The sequence below is a fragment of the Streptomyces sp. NPDC007901 genome (assembly GCF_042959465.1).
Taxonomy (GTDB): domain Bacteria; phylum Actinomycetota; class Actinomycetes; order Streptomycetales; family Streptomycetaceae; genus Streptomyces.
The window spans coordinates 173,844-189,530 of the sequence record NZ_JBIBKW010000016.1; the positions used below are offsets into that span (position 1 = coordinate 173,844).

The 15,687-nt window shown below is 70.3% G+C and carries 17 protein-coding genes and 1 pseudogene; 10 read left to right on the forward strand and 8 right to left on the reverse strand.

Translation table 11 applies throughout. The features are described from left to right. Positions 1-71: 71 nt before the first annotated feature. From ACFZDK_RS39350 to ACFZDK_RS39360, 3 genes and pseudogenes are all read left to right on the forward strand, one after another. Positions 72-1,220: a YhjD/YihY/BrkB family envelope integrity protein gene (locus ACFZDK_RS39350; protein ID WP_390979823.1), complete on the forward strand. Its 1,149-nt coding sequence runs from the start codon at positions 72-74 to the stop codon at positions 1,218-1,220. Further along, a pseudogene (locus ACFZDK_RS39355) lies at positions 1,124-1,702 on the forward strand (cupin domain-containing protein); the annotation flags it as partial. The gene ACFZDK_RS39350 and the pseudogene ACFZDK_RS39355, both read left to right, overlap by 97 nt. An 81-nt stretch (positions 1,703-1,783) precedes the next feature. After that, complete coding sequence (locus ACFZDK_RS39360) at positions 1,784-2,455, forward strand: helix-turn-helix domain-containing protein (RefSeq protein ID WP_390979825.1); 672 nt, start codon at positions 1,784-1,786, stop codon at positions 2,453-2,455. Here ACFZDK_RS39360 and ACFZDK_RS39365 read toward each other — a convergent pair. Then, positions 2,444-2,839, reverse strand: coding sequence for a VOC family protein (locus ACFZDK_RS39365; protein ID WP_390979827.1), 396 nt, complete (start codon positions 2,837-2,839; stop codon positions 2,444-2,446). The genes ACFZDK_RS39360 and ACFZDK_RS39365 overlap by 12 nt on opposite strands. 54 nt (positions 2,840-2,893) lie before the next feature. Then, positions 2,894-3,340 carry a VOC family protein gene (locus ACFZDK_RS39370; RefSeq protein WP_390979936.1) on the reverse strand — a complete coding sequence of 149 codons (447 nt, stop codon included), beginning with the start codon at positions 3,338-3,340 and terminating at the stop codon, positions 2,894-2,896. Positions 3,341-3,346: 6 nt separating this feature from the next. Between ACFZDK_RS39370 and ACFZDK_RS39375 the strand changes: the two genes are divergently transcribed. From ACFZDK_RS39375 to ACFZDK_RS39390, 4 genes are all read left to right on the forward strand, one after another. Next, a complete protein-coding gene (locus ACFZDK_RS39375; protein WP_390979830.1) occupies positions 3,347-3,889 on the forward strand; it encodes a membrane lipoprotein in 543 nt (180 codons plus the stop codon). Positions 3,890-3,920: 31 nt separating this feature from the next. Continuing rightward, positions 3,921-4,571 (forward strand): ThuA domain-containing protein, encoded by a 651-nt coding sequence (locus tag ACFZDK_RS39380; RefSeq protein WP_390979832.1) that lies wholly within the window; start codon positions 3,921-3,923, stop codon positions 4,569-4,571. A gap of 160 nt (positions 4,572-4,731) precedes the next feature. Continuing rightward, complete coding sequence (locus ACFZDK_RS39385; RefSeq protein WP_390979834.1) at positions 4,732-5,598, forward strand: isocitrate lyase/phosphoenolpyruvate mutase family protein; 867 nt, start codon at positions 4,732-4,734, stop codon at positions 5,596-5,598. Beyond that, positions 5,595-5,840 carry a hypothetical protein gene (locus ACFZDK_RS39390; RefSeq protein ID WP_359219088.1) on the forward strand — a complete coding sequence of 82 codons (246 nt, stop codon included), beginning with the start codon at positions 5,595-5,597 and terminating at the stop codon, positions 5,838-5,840. Before ACFZDK_RS39385 ends, ACFZDK_RS39390 begins: the two co-directional genes overlap by 4 nt. Before the next feature lie 52 nt (positions 5,841-5,892). On the opposite strand, the gene ACFZDK_RS39395 is transcribed toward ACFZDK_RS39390, so the two are convergent. The 6 genes from ACFZDK_RS39395 to ACFZDK_RS39420 form a co-directional block, all read right to left on the reverse strand. Beyond that, positions 5,893-6,099, reverse strand: coding sequence for a hypothetical protein (locus ACFZDK_RS39395; protein WP_390979836.1), 207 nt, complete (start codon positions 6,097-6,099; stop codon positions 5,893-5,895). A 30-nt stretch (positions 6,100-6,129) separates the two neighbouring features. Then, complete coding sequence (locus ACFZDK_RS39400) at positions 6,130-7,194, reverse strand: substrate-binding domain-containing protein (protein ID WP_390979838.1); 1,065 nt, start codon at positions 7,192-7,194, stop codon at positions 6,130-6,132. Positions 7,195-7,393: 199 nt separating this feature from the next. Further along, complete coding sequence (locus tag ACFZDK_RS39405) at positions 7,394-9,043, reverse strand: family 43 glycosylhydrolase (RefSeq protein ID WP_390979841.1); 1,650 nt, start codon at positions 9,041-9,043, stop codon at positions 7,394-7,396. After that, positions 9,040-9,945, reverse strand: a complete 906-nt coding sequence (locus ACFZDK_RS39410) for an ABC transporter permease subunit (RefSeq protein ID WP_390979843.1) — start codon at positions 9,943-9,945, stop codon at positions 9,040-9,042. Before ACFZDK_RS39410 ends, ACFZDK_RS39405 begins: the two co-directional genes overlap by 4 nt. After that, the gene (locus ACFZDK_RS39415) at positions 9,945-10,829 is read right to left on the reverse strand and encodes an ABC transporter permease subunit (RefSeq protein ID WP_390979845.1); all 885 of its coding nucleotides are present in this window, start codon (positions 10,827-10,829) and stop codon (positions 9,945-9,947) included. The genes ACFZDK_RS39410 and ACFZDK_RS39415 overlap by 1 nt, the downstream gene beginning before the upstream one ends. A 10-nt stretch (positions 10,830-10,839) precedes the next feature. Further along, the gene (locus tag ACFZDK_RS39420) at positions 10,840-12,168 is read right to left on the reverse strand and encodes an extracellular solute-binding protein (RefSeq protein WP_390979847.1); all 1,329 of its coding nucleotides are present in this window, start codon (positions 12,166-12,168) and stop codon (positions 10,840-10,842) included. 329 nt (positions 12,169-12,497) lie between these two features. Here ACFZDK_RS39420 and ACFZDK_RS39425 point away from each other — a divergent pair, with 329 nt between their 5' ends. Genes ACFZDK_RS39425 through ACFZDK_RS39435 form a run of 3 tightly spaced genes read left to right on the forward strand, consistent with a single transcriptional unit; the run spans position 12,498 to position 15,678 of the window. Further along, entirely contained in the window at positions 12,498-13,841 is a 1,344-nt protein-coding gene (locus tag ACFZDK_RS39425) for an extracellular solute-binding protein (RefSeq protein WP_390979850.1), read from the forward strand. Continuing rightward, positions 13,838-14,830, forward strand: coding sequence for an ABC transporter permease subunit (locus tag ACFZDK_RS39430; RefSeq protein WP_390979852.1), 993 nt, complete (start codon positions 13,838-13,840; stop codon positions 14,828-14,830). The genes ACFZDK_RS39425 and ACFZDK_RS39430 overlap by 4 nt, the downstream gene beginning before the upstream one ends. Next, positions 14,827-15,678: an ABC transporter permease subunit gene (locus ACFZDK_RS39435; protein WP_390979854.1), complete on the forward strand. Its 852-nt coding sequence runs from the start codon at positions 14,827-14,829 to the stop codon at positions 15,676-15,678. Before ACFZDK_RS39430 ends, ACFZDK_RS39435 begins: the two co-directional genes overlap by 4 nt. The last annotated feature ends 9 nt before the right edge of the window (positions 15,679-15,687 follow it).

Sequence of the window (15,687 nt, forward strand, 5' to 3'; positions counted from 1 at the left end):
CTGTTCGCGGAAGATCACGATCGGGGCCCCGGAAGATGAGTAGCGCCCCGGACGGCGGATACCGTTAGGGCGTGCAGCCAGCAAGCGATACCCCCGAGCGGCCCTCCGGCCGGCTCCATCGGGCCAGAGCCCTCTACCGGAACGTCTCCAAGCGCCGGACGGTCTGGCTGCTGCTCAAGGACACCGTCAACTCCTGCATGGAGTACCGCATCCTCGGCCTGGCCGCCGAGGCCGCCTTCTTCACCCTGCTGTCGGTCCCACCGCTGCTGCTCAGCCTCATCGGACTGCTCGGCTACGTCGACGACTGGACCGGCGCCGACACCATCGCCAGCCTGGAGAGCAACCTCCTGGAGGCCTCCCGCACCGTCCTGTCCGACAAGGGCGTGAAGGAGATCGCGGAGCCGATCCTGCACGACGTGATGAAGGGCGGCCGCCCCGACGTCATCTCCATCGGCTTCCTGTTCGCCCTGTGGTCGGGCTCCCGCGCGGTGAACGTCTTCATCGACACCATCACCGTGATGTACGGCCTCGACGGCGTCCGGGGCATCGTGAGGACCCGGATCGTCTCCTTCCTGCTCTTCATCGCGGCGCTGCTGATCGGCTCGGTGGCGCTGCCGCTGATGGTGGCGGGACCGGACGCCGTGGTCGGGATCGTGCCCTGGTCGGAGACGCTCGTCCAGGTCCTGTACTGGCCGGTCGTGATCGTCCTGTCCATCGTCTTCCTGACCACGCTGTACCACGTCTCCGTGCCGGTCCGCTCGCCGTGGATCGAGGACGTGCCCGGCGCCCTGGTCGCCCTGGCGATGTGGGTCCTCGGCAGCTTCCTGCTGCGCATCTACCTGACCAACACCATCGAGGGCGCCACGATCTACGGCTCGCTCGCCGCGTCCGTCGCCGTGCTGCTGTGGATCGGTGTGTCGGCCTTCGCCGTGCTGGTCGGCGCCGCGGTGAACGCCGCGATCGACCGGGTCTGGCCGGCCGCCGCGACCGCCGCGGCCCGCGCCGCCAACGAGCGGCTGCGCGAGGTCCAGGTCGCCGAGTACGTCGCCCGCGCCGCCGCGGCCCGCGAGGCCGACCCCGACCCCGACGACCCCGACATGCCCTCCGAGTTCCCGGAGCGCTGGTCCCGCTTCCTGCCCCCCGAGGACGTCACGGCCCGGCTGCGCACCCATGTGAAGAGCAGCCACCCGCCGCACAAGCCCAAGCCGGAGAGCCGCTGAGCGGTCAGGGCTTCCATGGCACGTATCTGATGCGGGGCGAGATCAGCGGTCGGCTGCCGGACGCGCTGCCGCCGCTGCTGACGCTCACCGCCGACGTCTGGGAGTGCCCGCTCACCCCGCTGCTGATGGCGGAGATCGTCCGCGACGAGCCGGGGCAGGAGGTGGTCCTCGACCGCCTCCCCGACCTGCTCGTCATCGCCGCCGCGCCGCGGGCGTGGTTCGCCCGGCCGGAGGGGGAGGCGCCCGGCTGGTACCGGGCGCTGGCGGACCCGGTGGTCGGCCGGGTGCCGCGGCTGCTCCAGGACGACCCCACCCACCCCTGGACGGTCGCCGCCCTCGCGGCCAAGGCGGACGCGCCGCGGGACACCGATGACACGCTGGAGACGATCGCGCGCCGGGTCGGGTACGGGAGCGCGTTCGCGCTGTCGAGTGCGTTCAAGAGGGTGTACGGGGTGCGTCCGCAGGAGCATCGGGCGGGCTGAGGGGGCGTGGGCGGCTGATGGTTGTGAGGGGTGCTCGCGCAGTTTCCCGCGCCCTTGGCGGGGCGCGTCTACGCTGGCGTTGTGTACAGGGAACGGGCTTCTCGGCTCGCCGGTGCGGTCGTCTGGACGAACGATCCGTCCGGCGCCGGGCCGGGGCGGGTGCTGCCCGACGGGTGCATGGACCTGCTCTGGAACGAGGGGCGGCTGCTGGTCGCCGGGCCCGACACGCACGCCCATGTCACGGAGGGCGGCACGGGTGTGTGGACGGGCCTGCGCTTCCCGCCGGGGACCGCGCCCGACTTCCTCGGTGTCCCGGCCCACGAACTCCGCGACCGGCGCGTCGAGTTGAGCGACCTGTGGGCGGCCTCCGCCGTACGGCGGCTGACCGCCCGCGTCGACGGCGCCGACGATCCCGGCGCCGCGCTCGAACAGATCGCGCTCGAACGGGCCGTGCCCCGCGACCCGTTGCTGTCACGGCTCGTCGAGGCGCTGGACGCGGGGCGTGCGGTGGCGGCCACCGCCGACGAACTCGGCATCGGCACCCGGCAGTTGCACCGCCGGTCCCTGGTGTCCTTCGGGTACGGGCCCAAGACACTCGCCCGGGTGCTCCGGATGCAGCGGGCGCTCGCGCTCGCCAGGGCCGGGGTGCCGCTCGCGGAGACGGCCGTCCGGGCCGGGTACGCGGATCAGGCGCATCTCTCCCGCGAGGTGCGGGAACTGGCGGGAGCGCCGCTGACCGGGCTACTTCGGTAGCGGGGCGAACAGGTCGACGCCGTTGCCGTCGGGGTCGTGCACCGTCGCGTAGCGCTGGCCCCAGAAGGCGTCCCAGGGCTTGAGCTCGCCGTGGTGTCCGGCGCCGACCAGGTCCTCGTACACGGTGTCCACCTCGGCGGGCGAACCGCAGCGGAAGGCGAGAGACACGCGGCCCCCGCCGGTGGGCGGCTGCCAGGCCGGGTGGAAGGAGCGGATCGTCTCCTCGGTGTCGATGGCGAGAGTGAGGCCGCCGGGCAACTCGGCCTCGACATGCGGCTGCTCCTCGGCGTCGGGCGGGAAGGCCAGGCCGAGGCGGCGGTAGAAGGCGAGGGACGCGGCCAGGTCGGAGGTGACGAGGCCGATCACGGCGAATCGCGGAGTCATGGCGTCACCGTAGGCGGAGAGTCCGCCGGCGGTCTTGAACGAATCGGACACGGCTCAGGTGAAGGTCACCGGGCCGTTCGGGGTGTCGACGGTGAAGGAGAGCGACGCACCCCGGTCGATCAGGATGGGCCCCAGGCCGGGGGCCCCAGGCCGGCGGCGGCTCATCGGGTGCGGGGTGCCGGGGTCGTGGCCGCGCGCCCGGGCCGCCGCGACCGCCGCGTCCAGGTCCGGCGGACTGATCGCCCAGGTGACCGTTCGGGCGGTGGTCAGCCCGTCGACGCCGAAGGGGCGGGCGCCGGGCGGTACGGGCCGGTCCGGGTCCGGGCCGATGATCTCCAGGTAGCCGGTGCCGTCCAGGGCCACCAGATGGTTGCGGGTGCCGAGGTCCGGGTGGACGCAATGGCGTTCAGCGAGCCCGAGGCCAGGCCTGGGCGGGACGTCCGTACGGGCGGCGCGACGACCGGAAAACCCGGTGCCTGTGGAACACCTGTGCGGCACGATGGGCGCATGATCCGTGCCGTGCGCGTCCTGCCACCCCTGCTCCTCGCCGCCGCCCTGCTCACGGGCTGCGGAACGCAGAAGGCGGGCGCCGGCGACTCCGGTGCGCCCGCCGATCCCGGCGAACTCGCCTCCAAAGCAGCGGCGTTGGGCATCGACCCGGAGATGGTGTACGTCACCGAGGCCGCCGGCTTCACCCTCGCCCAGCAGTCCGTCGGCGTCCAGGGCGACGACGGCTTCTCCGCCGCCTACACGGACCGCACCGGTGCCGTCATCCACCTCTACACCGACCACGCGCGCTACGCCGGCCGGTACAAGTACGAGGTGACCAAGAAGGACTGCGTGGTCTGGCTCGAAGGCGAGGGCGGGGTCTCCGGCGCCGTGCTGGACAAGGCGCTGCGCGCGGTCCACCGCCCCACCGCCGCCGAACTCGACACCCTCCTGCCGACGCCCGACCCGGCCTTCACCGACGACGTGCCGGTACAGCGCGGCGACCTGCCCTCCAACGGGGACGGCGCTCCCGACAACAGCGTGCCCACGCCCGGCCTTTGAGCCGCGGCGGTCCCTGGGCGACCATGCGGTCATGGCCCTTCGACTGCTCCTGCACACCCGCACCACCGGCTACCGCCACGACTCCATCCCGGACGGCATTGCCGCCGTACGGGAGTTCGGCGATTTCGGGGTCGACGCCACGGCGGACCCGGCCGCCCTCGAACAGCCCCTGGACGGGTACGCGGCCGTCGTCTTCCTCTCCACCAGCGGCGAGATCCTGACCCCGGCCGGGCGCGCGCGGCCGGCCGCCTACGTGGAGGCGGGCGGCGGCTTCGCCGGCGTGCACGCGGCGGCCTGCACCGCATACGACTGGCCGTACTACGGCGAACTCCTCGGCGCCCGCTTCGACCGCCACCCGGAGTACCAGTCCGGCAGAGCGCTCGTCGAGGACGACGCTCATCCGGCGACCCGGCACCTGCCCGCCGTCTGGGACTTCACCGACGAGTGGTACGACTTCCGCGACAGCCCGCGCGGCCGGGCGCGGGTGCTGCTGCGCGCCGACGAGTCGTCGTACGACGGGGGCGGGATGGGGGACGACCACCCGCTGGCCTGGTGCCGTGAGCAGGGGGCCGGACGGGTGTTCTACACGGCCCTCGGGCACGCCCCGGAGGCCTACCGCGATCCGGCCTTCCTGGCCCATCTGCACGGGGGCATCACCTGGGCCGCACGGCCCGGCCAGTGACGTTTCTCCGGTGAACCCGTTCGGCCATTGGGGTGAGCAAAGGCCGCGCACGGAGATAGTCACGTGCGTATCTAGAGATGCTCTTGTCTTGGCAAAGGGCTGTCGAGACGCGGAGGCCGCTCGTGCCTTCGCGTCACCCACCCACAGGAGGAGCCGGACCTTGACTTACGGGAAGAAGCTGCGCGAGCAGATCGCCGGGCCGGGAACCACCCCGCTGATCGGCGTGTACGACATGTACTCGGCGTCGATCGCGGCCAAGCACTACGACGGGATGTTCGTCTCCGGCTTCGGATTCGCCGCCTCGTACTACGGCCTGCCGGACATCGGATTCATCGCCTGGCCCGACATGGTGGCCTTCGTCCAGCGGCTGCGGGGCGCGTTCCCGCACCACCATCTGCTCGTCGACATCGACGACGGGTACGTCGACCCCGAGGTCGCCTGCCATGTCGTGGAGGGCCTGGAACGGATCGGCGCCTCCGGGGTGATCCTGGAGGACCAGAAGCGGCCCCGCCGCTGCGGGCACGCCGACGGCAAACAGGTACTGCCCCTGGAGGAGTACCTGGACAAGCTGGAGAAGGTCCTGGAGACCCGCAACGACCTGGTCGTGGTGGCCCGTACGGACGCCACCGACGAGCACGACATCCTGCACCGCGCGGAGCGGCTCGCCGCCACCGACGCCGACGTGATCCTCGTCGACGGGGTGCGCAGCGAGGAGTGGATCCGCCGCATCCGCAAGGTCGTCGGCGACAAGCCGCTGCTGTTCAACCAGATCGCCGGCGGCAAGTCGCCGAGGCTCTCGCTGACCGAACTGGACGACCTCGGCGTCGACGTGGCGATCTACTCCACGCCGTGTCTGTTCGCCGCGCACGAGGCGATGGACTCGGCGCTCAGCGACCTCAGGGCGGCCGACGGTCGGCTGCCCCAGGTGGACGCGGCGAGCGGGGTCGGCGTCAAGGCGTCCACGACCCTGCTGGAGCGCAACATCGCCCGCGAACGGCTCGACGAGCCCGAGGGCGTGGGCGTGTGACGCGGTTGCGGACCGCCGCGGCCGTCACGGCGGCGCTCCTCGGCGTGGCCGCGGCGCCCGTGCACGCGGCCGGCAGTCTGATCACCGTGATCGACAACTCCCACGCGGACTCCATCCTGGAGGTGGACCGCACGGCGAACGTCCAGACCGGGAGAGGCGACGCCGGCAGTGACCACGACGGCAGCGCAGTGGACGCGATCCAGGCGCTGCTCGGCGAGCCGCGCCAGGACGACGACGACTGAGCGACTCGCCGGCACAGCCCCGCGCCCATGACGGGCGCGGGGCTGTGTGCGCTCAGTCCTCGTTCAGGTCCGGGCGGCCGTTCTCGTCCAGCTCCACGTCCTCCTTCGGGTCGTGCTCGTCGAGCGGCGCGGCCACCGTGGCGTGCTGCCGGGAGGGGGCGAGGGTCCGGGTCGTGGCGTGGGCGGTGACCAGAGCCGTCGTCGTCAGGGCGGCCGCGGCGAGCGCGCAGGCAGCCACCGTGCGCAGGGTGAGTTTCATGCCCGGTAAACGATCTTGAGGGAATCGCGGTCACCCGCGTAGGGCCGAAAGAGCGGGCGGAGGAGCCGTACTCGCCCGTTCCACCAGCCGCGTCGACAACTCCGTCCGGGTGCCCTCCGGACGGTCCCCGTGCATCAGCCGCACCAGCAGCCGCAGCGCGGTCGCCGCCATCTCGGACAGCGGCTGGCGGACCGTGGTCAGCGCCGGGGTGCCCCAGCGGGCTTCGGGCAGATCGTCGAAACCGACCACGCTGATGTCGTGCGGCACCCGCAGCCCGCGTTCGGCCAGCGCCGCGTACGCCCCGAGCGCCATCCGGTCCGAGCAGACGAACACCGCGGTCGGCGGCTCCGGCAGGTCGAGCAGCTCGTGCATACGGTGCCGGGCCGTGCCCTCGTCGAAGCCCGCGTGCCGGACGTACTCGGCGCGGTGGCGCAGCCCGGCCGAGGCGAGCGCCGAGCGGTAGCCGGCCACCCGGGCGCCGCTGCACATCCGGCGTCGGCTGCCGGCGATCACCGCGATCCGCTCATGACCGAGGGAGAGCAGGTGCTCGGTCGCGGTGACCCCGCCCTGCCAGTTCGCCGCCCCGACGGAGACCACACCGGCCGGGGGCTCGTGGACGGGGTCGATCAGGACGTACGGGATGCGGTGGTGGTCCAGCCAGGCGTACTGCGCCTGGGTCAGCTCGGCCAGGTTGAACAGCACCCCGGAGGACCCGCGCACGGTGAGCTTGTCCAGCCAGCCGCGCTCCGGACCGCCCGTCCGGGTCCGGGTCAGCCCCGCCGACACCACGATCTCCAGGCCCGCCTCGTGCGCCGCCTCCTCCACCCCGTGCAGCACCGCGCCCGACCACGAGCTGTCCAGGGAGTGCACGACCAGGTCGATGAGGGCGGGGGCCTTCGCCGCGTCGAAACGCGGCCTGCGGACGTAACCGAGCCGTTCCAGGGCCTCGGTGACCCGGCGGCGGGTCTCGGGGGCCACGTCCTCACGGCCGTTCACCACCTTCGACGCGGTCGGCACGGAGACACCCGCTTCGCGGGCCACCACCGCCAGCGTCGGACCGGCCGCCGCCACGCTCGTACCTCCCGCACGGACCATGGGGAACCCGCCTCTCCGGCCCGCCCTTGGGCCAACGAAAGTAACGAAAGTTGTGACCAACGCTGCTTCCGCGGTCTGTGTGCAAGCCGTGCAGTAAGCGCTTCCTACGATAGGTGCGCGTCAACACGGCGTGAAGACCTGGGAATTCACGGGATCACTGGCGGCGGGACTTTCGAAACTTCGAACAGAGGAGGTCGGATCAGCCGGGTGTGCAGGTGACTTGGAAATCCTTGAAATCCGCGGTGAAAGAGGCGCCGACGAGGTCTACGGCATGAATCGCGGCCATTGCGCCGGTGAAACGGAGGCGGGGGCCGTGGTCGTCGGAGAGGCGGGAGAAGTCGAGGGGCGGGCCGATGGGGGAGCGGATGTCGCCGGTGAGATGCCAGAACCGGGCGTCCGCGCCGTCGATGGTGACGCCGAGGGTGAGGGGGGTGGCCGCGTCGACTTCTGTCTCGGACACGCGGTGGAGTGCGTTCTCGTCGCGTGTGGTCAGGGTCAGCACGGTCCGGCCCGAGTTCTGCTGCTGCCATTGCTGGCCGTGCTGGTTCTCTCCTGCCGGTTCCGTCCAGGTGAGGTCCAGGGCGTAGTAGGCCGAGGTGTTGTACCAGAGGAGGAGGCCGGCGGCCTGGGTGAAGGTGGTGGGGGTCGCCTGGAGGGTGACCTGAGCTTCGGTGCGGTGTTCGGTGATGCGGCGGGCGAGGAGGTGGTGGGACCAGAGGGAGTCGGGGCCGTGGTGGCCGCGGAGGCGTAGCCAGCCGGGGCGGGTGGTGGGGTCGATCCAGGAGGGGGCGGCGGGGGAGCGGAGGGTGTAATAAGGGGTTGCGTTGTCGGCTGCGGGCCGGTGGGGGCTGGTCGCGCCCACGCGGCGGCAGCCGCATATCGAATACAGCCCCGCGCCCCTGAGAGCGGGGCGTTGCCCGGCAGGCACCTTGACCGTCACCGCCGGTCGGGTGTCTCCGTGGCGGAGTCTCGGCCAGCCCTCCGTGTCCCAGGTCACCGCCTGGATCGCGGTCTCGCGGCCGAGGGGGCACCTCGGGCCCTCCGGTGTTCGCAGGGGGCGTGCCGTCAGGTGACTCAAGTACCAGTCGCCCTCGGGGGATTGGACCAACTCCGCATGTCCCGCCTTCTGCAACGTCCAGGCGGGGTCGTGCCTCGACGTCAGCAGTGGCCGTTCGTGGAGGTCGTACGGGCCGGTCAGGTTTCTGCTGCGGGCGACCCGTACCCCGTGCTCGAACCCCGTTCCGCCCTCCGCGAGGACCAGGACGTACCAGCCGTCCCGCTTCAGCAGTTTCGGGCCCTCGATCAACCGGTCGTGCTGGAGGAGGAGTCGGGTCGGGCCGACGGTGGTGAGCGTCTCCCGGTCCAGTTGCGTGGCGATGATGCCGGCGAAGCGGCGGCCGTCGGGGCGGTGGTCGTTCTGGAGGTTGAGGAGCCAGAGGTGGCCGTTCTCGTGGAAGAGGGCGGGGTCGAAGCCGTGGCTCGGGACGCGGCGTGGGGGAGTCCACGGGCCGGAGACGTCCGGGGCCGTACTGACGTAGGTGTCCAGGTCGAAGTACGGGGTGCCGACCGAGCGGACGATCGCGTAGGTCACCCAGAAGCGTTCGCCGTCCCAGCTGAGCGACGGGGCCCAGATGCCGCCCGAGTCGGGGACGCCCGCCAGGGAGTCGCCGGGCGCCGCGCCCTCGACATGGCCCGCGTACTCCCAGTGGGCCAGGTCGCGGGAGCGGTGGATCGGGATCGTCGGGAACCACTCGAAGGAGCTGGTCGCCAGGTAGTACCAGTCGCCGACGCGGACCAGTGAGGGGTCGGGGGCGAAGCCGCGGATCACCGGGTTGTGGAGCACGGTCACTTGAGGGCTCCCAGGGTGACACCGGTCCGCCAGTAGCGGCGCATCGCGATCATCATGACGGCCATCGGGACGATGGAGAGCAGGGCGCCGGTCAGGACCAGGCTGGTCAGGTCGACGCCGGATTCCAGGCGTTTGCCGGACCAGTTGTAGAGGCCGAGGTTGAGGGTCCAGTTCTCCTCGCCGCGGAGCACGGTGAGGGGGAGGAAGAAGGCGTTCCAGGTGTTGACGAAGGCCAGGAGGAAGACCGTCGCACCGCCCGTCGTCATCATGCGCAGGACGATCGAGAAGAAGATGCGCAGCTCGCCGGCGCCGTCTATGCGGGCCGCTTCGAGGAGTTCGTACGGGACCGTCGCCTCGGTGTACACCTTCGCCAGGTAGACGCTGAACGGGTTGATCAGGCAGGGGATCAGCATGGCCCAGGGGGTGTCCACCAGGCCGATCTCGGAGAACAGCAGGTACAGCGGCAGGGTGAGCAGGGCGATCGGGATCAGGAAGGAGCCGACCACGCAGGCGAAGACGAGGTCGCGGCCGGGGAACCGGAAGCGGGCCAGGCCGTAGCCGGTGGCGAGGGCGATGAGGGTGCCGCCGAGGGAGCCGACTCCGGCGTAGAGGAAGGAGTTGGCGGTCCAGCGCAGGAAGATGCCGTTCTCGTAGGTGAACAGCTGGTGCAGGTTGTCCCAGAGGTGCCAGCCGGAGAACCAGAGGCCGTTGCTCTGGTAGAGGCCGGTGCGGTCCTTCGTCGCGGCGACGACCAGCCACCACACCGGGAAGAGGCTGTACGCGCTCGCCAGGGCGAGGCCGACGAGGAGGAAGCGCTGGCCGCCCCGTGAACGGGCCGCGGGGTCGGGCTTGTTGATGCGTCGGACGTGGTGGGTTCTCGTGCGTTCCTCGGTGAGTGCCATCAGTCGGTCTCCTTCGCGGTCAGCCGGTAGAAGAGGAAGGAGGCGATGCCGAGGATCAGGGCCAGCAGGACGGAAAGGGCCGCCGCGTAGTGGTAGTTGCCCGCGTTGAAGGCCTGGTTGTAGATCACCATGATCGGGGTGAAGCTGTCGTTCACCGTCTGGGGTGTGACGTTGCGGAACAGGGCCGGCTCGTTGAAGATCTGGAGCATCTGGATGATCGACAGCATGCCGGTGAGGACCAGCGCGCCCCGGACGTACGGCACTTTGATGCTCAGTGCGATACGGCGCTCCGAGGCGCCGTCCAGCCGTGCCGCCTCGAAGAGTTCGCGCGGGACGCCCTGCAGGGCCGCGTAGATGATCACCATGTTGTAGCCGATGCCGTGCCAGGTGAGCAGGTTGCCGATGGACGGCCAGACCATCGACGGGGAGAAGAAGTTCCAGTCGAGGCCGAAAACCTTGCCCAGGGGGGTGAGGGGGCCGACGTCGGGGCTGTAGAGGTTGATCCAGACGATGGCCGCCACGACGCCGGGGATCATGTACGGCACAAGGAGCAGCACCCGGAAGCGGCCCGCCGCCCGGGACGCCAGCGCGTCCAGGAAGAGCGCCAGGAGCAGGCTGACCAGCAGCATCACCGGGATCTGTACGCACGCGAAGAGGAGCACGCGGAGTACGGAGTCGAGGAATGCCGGGTCCGTCAGGCCCGCGCGGTAGTTGGCGAGACCGGCGAACCGGTCCGTGGTGCCGCCGAGGCCCAGGCCGGAGGACTGGGACCGGTACAGCGACTGGTGGACGGCGTACCCGATCGGGACGAGGTAGAGGAAGACGAAACCTAGCTGGAAGGGCACCGTGAAGGCGGCGCCCTTCCAGCGCTGGGAGCGGACCATCCGTGCCGCCTCAGCCCTTGACGCTGATGCCGCGGGACTTCAGGTCGGCGACCGTCCACTGCTGCATGTGGGCGAGGAGGTCGGTGACCTTCTGCTGCTTGCTGACCACCTTCGCCCAGCCGCTCTGCAGTTCGGTGAACATGGCGGTCCAGTCGGGGCCGAAGGTCCAGTCGGTGGTGACCGTGTTCAGGCTGTCGGTGACGACCTTCTTGGCCGGGTCGTAGTTCGCCCCGAGCAGCTTCTGGGAGATCGCCTCGTCGACGTAGGCGCTGCTGTCGGCGAGCGCGGGCATCACGCCGTTGCCGGTGGTCGGGCTGGCCATCGTCTTCACCGCGCCGGCGTCGGTGGACATCCACAACGCGGCCTCGGCGGCCTGCTGTTGGTGCGCGCACTGCTTGGTGACGAGGGTGACGCCGCCGGTGAGGTTGGTGCCGGCCGGGGTCTTGGCGGCCTCACCGGTGAAGGCGGGCCAGGGGGCGAGGGCCCACTTGCCGAAGGACTTGGTGAAGTTCTGCACCATGCCGGCCATCTGCCAGGTGGAGATCTGGCGGGTCACGGTGCCGCCGTTGTCGTAGTTGCGCTGCACGGCCGCGTAGTCGGCGAACGACAGCTTCGAGTCGAGGTCGTTGTCGATGATCTGCTGGATCACGGCGGCGGCCTTCAGGGTGCCCGCGTCCTGGAAGTCCACCTTCCAGGAGTCGCCGTCGATCGCGTACCAGTGGGCGCCCGCCTGCATGGCGAGGACCTCCAGGGTGCTGGGGTCCTCACCGGCGTAGTTGGTGATCTTGACGCCGTGCTTCTTGAGCACCTTGCCGGCGGCGATGAACTCGTCCCAGGTGGTCGGTGCCTTGAGGCCGTACTTCTGGAAGACGTCGGTGCGGTAGATCGTGAAGTTCGGTGAGGAGCTGGTGGGGACGCCGTACAGCTTGCCCTGCACCTGCGCGGCCGACCAGGAGCCGGAGTTGAACTTGGCCTTGGCCGAGCCGACGTACTCCGTGATGTCGGCGAGGGCGCCCTGGGCGACCCAGCTCGTCACGTACTCGGCAGTGTTCTGCACCAGGCAGGGCGCGTTGCCCGCCTTGACCGCGTTGGTGAGCTGCTTCTGCATGGTCAGCTGGTCGGTGACCTTCGTGTACTTCAGCTGCACGTCCTTGTGGGCGGCGTTGAACGCCTTCACCACGGCCTCCTGGCCGTTCGCCCAGCCCCAGAAGGGCAGGGTGACCGGGCCGGAGGCCGCGTCGGAGCCGCCGGAGCCGGAGCCCGATCCGCCGCAGGCGGAGAGCAGACCTGTCAGCGCGAGACCCGCGATCGCGGCGCGGACCAACCTGGTGGAGTTCATCAGACCGTGTTCCTTCGGAGGTGGGCGCTCTCGGGAGGAGGGCGGCGGCTCGGCAGTGCCTTAGAAACCGGTTTCCACGAGACCGTAGGACGGTGCGGCCGCTCCCAGCAAGGGGTATGAGTCGGAATCTTTCGATGTGCGGTCGATCGAACGGGCCATGAGCAGCAACCGGTACGCAAGAGCAACCGGTTGCGGGCGAAGGGTTTTCGAAAGTTCGTCACGCCTCTTGACGATGCCCTCCCACGGGTTGAAGCTCCCCTCACCGCCCATAGCAACCGGTTGCTTACCAGTCGATGCCTCGTCACCTCCGTGAAGAGAGTGGGAAGTCCATGCAGACGCACGCCCGTGCTCCGGTCAGCCGGCGCCGGTTCCTCGCGCTCGGCGGCACCGCGGCGGCCACGGCCGCACTGGGCGGCTGTGCCCTTCCGGTGTCCGGAAGCGTCGGCGGCTCGGGCGAGACCGTCACCCTGATGACCAAGGCCGACGACATCAGCACCGACCTGCTCGCGCAGGCCCACCAGGAACTCGGGATCCGCATCAACACGGTGCGGTACGACATCACCAAGCTGATCGCGATGATGACCAGCGGCAGCCCGCCCGACCTGGTCCGTGGCGTCGGCGCCGTCGACACGCCGTATCTCGCGGCACGAGGCGTGGCCGAGGACCTCGACCCCTACTTCGCCCGCAGCGGCGTCCTCAAGGTCGACGACCTCGATCCGGTCAACGACCTGTGGCGCTACGACGGCCGCACCCAGGGCAGGGGCCCGCGCTACGGCATGGCCAAGGACTTCTCCCAGGACTCCATGTACTGGTACGACACCGCCCTGTTCGACAGCGCGGGCGTCGAGCACCCGTCGGAGACCGAGCCGGTCACCTTCGAGGAGTGGCTGGACAGGGCGAAGCGGCTGACCCGGACCAGCAAGGGCCAGACGACCGTCTTCGGCGGCAGCTACAACGGCCTCGGCGCCTCCACCCTGCTGTCCGGCCTCACCGCCTCGGCCGGCGGCAGTCTCTTCAGCGCCGACTTCTCCCGGGTCGACTTCACCGCCCCCGAGGCCCGCAAGGCACTGGACTGGTACATCGAGCTGTGCCGGGCCAAGGTCGGCCCGAGCCTGATCCAGCCCGACCCGAACGGCTGGGACGGACCCACCTACCAGGCCCGTCGGATGGCGATGTCCAACTCGGGCTACTGGCTGGGCGGTCTGATCAACACCGACAAGAAACTCGCCGCCGTCTCCCGGCTGGCACCGGCCCCGGTCTTCGCGGGCGGTCCGCGCATCAGCTCCTGCCAGGGCGCCACCGGGATGTGGATGCCGAGTAAGGCCAGGAACAAGGACGCGGCCTGGCGGGTCTTCGAGTGGTTCTTCGGCGAGGCCCCGGCGAAGGCACGCGCATCCGGCGGCTGGGGGATCCCCACGCTCAGGTCGCTCCGGTCCCTGATGCCCCATCAGGAGAGCTATCAGAAGGACGTGCTGAAGGTGCAGCAGGCCGAACTGAAGCACTTCTCGGTGATCTCCTTCACGCCGTACGCCCGTACGGACGCCCTCGACGCCCTCTTCAACCAGGCCGCCCCGGCCGCGATGCGCGGCGAGATGTCCGTGGACACCCTCGCCCGCCGCCTGAACTCGACGATGAACGAGCAGCTCAAGCGCGGGAAGGAGCAGGTGGGATGAGCGTCGAGCAGATACCCGCCGTGCGGGGTGGGACCGCCGCGGCGACCGGCCGGACACGGCCGGCGGAGCGCCCACGCTCCTCCATGACCACGCGGCGGCACCGCGCGTTCTATCTCTTCACCGCCCCCTGGATCATCGGCTTCCTGCTGCTGACCATCGTCCCCATGGGCTACGCCCTGTGGCTCAGCCTCACCACCTTCGACGGCCTCTCGCCGCGCTGGCGGTTCGTCGGCCTCGCCAACTACCGCGAGCTGCTCGGTGATTCGGTCACCTGGCAGGCGCTCGGCCGGACCGGTCTGTTCGCCGTCACCTCGGTCCCGCTGTCGATCGTCGCCGGGCTCGGTCTCGCGGTACTGGTCAACCGGCCGCTGAAGGGACGCGGGGTGTTCCGGACGCTGCTGTACCTGCCGGCCGTGGTGCCCCCGGTGGGCGCGGGACTCGCCTTCAAATGGCTCTTCGACCAGAACTCCGGCGCCGCGAACGGCGTGCTGACCGGCCTGGGCTTCGACGCCCTCAACTGGCTCTCCGACCCCTACGCCCGCTACGTCCTGCTCATGACCGTGCTGTGGGCCGCCGGAAACATCATGATCATCTCGCTGGCGGGACTCCAGGACATCCCCCGGGAACTCCTCGAAGCCGCCCGGATCGACGGCGCGGGCGCCTGGCGGTCCTTCCGCAGCATCACCGTGCCGCTGCTGTCACCGGTCCTGCTCTTCCAGACCGTGACCGGTGTGATCGCCTCGGTGCAGACCATCATGCCGCTGCTGCTGGCCCCCGACGGCACCACCGCGGGCGTCACCGCCATCCCGCAGTCCAACTACCTCTACATGATGCACGTCTTCGCCGAGTACTTCGCGCTCGGACGCTACGGCTACGCCTCGGCGCTGCTGTGGGTGCTCTTCGTGCTGATCCTGCTGGTGACCGCCGTCATCTTCAAAGCCACGTCCGGCGTGGTGTTCTACAACGTCGACCCGGAGGCGAAGAAGTGACCGCCACCCTTCCCGGTCCGCGGACGCGGATCCACGGCCGCCGTCTGGTCCTCTACACCGTCCTGGTGGTGATCACCGGCCTCTTCCTCGGCCCCTTCGGCTGGCTCGTCCTCACCGGCCTCAAGACCCCCGCCGAGCTCGCCGCGTCGCCCGTCCACTGGCTGCCCGCCCACATCCAGTGGCACAACTTCGCCGACGCCTACCGCCTGATCGACTTCCTCGGCTACGCCCGCAACTCCCTGATCATCGCCACGCTGTACGCGACCCTTGTCACGCTGAGCTCCGCCTGGGTCGGCTTCGGCTTCGCCCGGCTGTCCGCGCCCGGCAAGAAGGCGCTGTTCGGCGTCCTGCTCGGCTCGATGATGCTGCCCCAGATGGTCACCCTGCTGCCGACCTATCTGATCTTCGCGAAGCTCGGCATGGTCGACACCTACTGGCCCTGGGTGCTGTGGGGCCTGGCCGCCACCCCCTATCTCGTCTTCCTCTTCCGGCAGTTCTTCGCCGGACTGCCCCGGGAGCTGGAGGAGGCCGCGATCGTCGACGGCTGCGGCTACGCCGGGATCTTCTGGCGGATCTTCCTGCCGCAGTCCTGGCCGGTCCTGGCCGCGAGCTTCGTGATCGCCTTTACCTGGACCTGGGGCGACTACATCGCCCCCCAGCTGCTGCTGTCCACCGACCGCACCACGCTCGCCGTCGCCGTCATGACCACCTACGTCACCGAGGCCGGCCAGCCGGTCACCCATCTCCAGGCCGCCGCCTCCGTCATGTACGTCGTCCCGATCCTGCTGGTCTTCCTCGTCGCCCAGCGCGGCTTCGTCGCCGGCATGTCGACGTCCGGTCTCAAGTAGCCCAGCCCG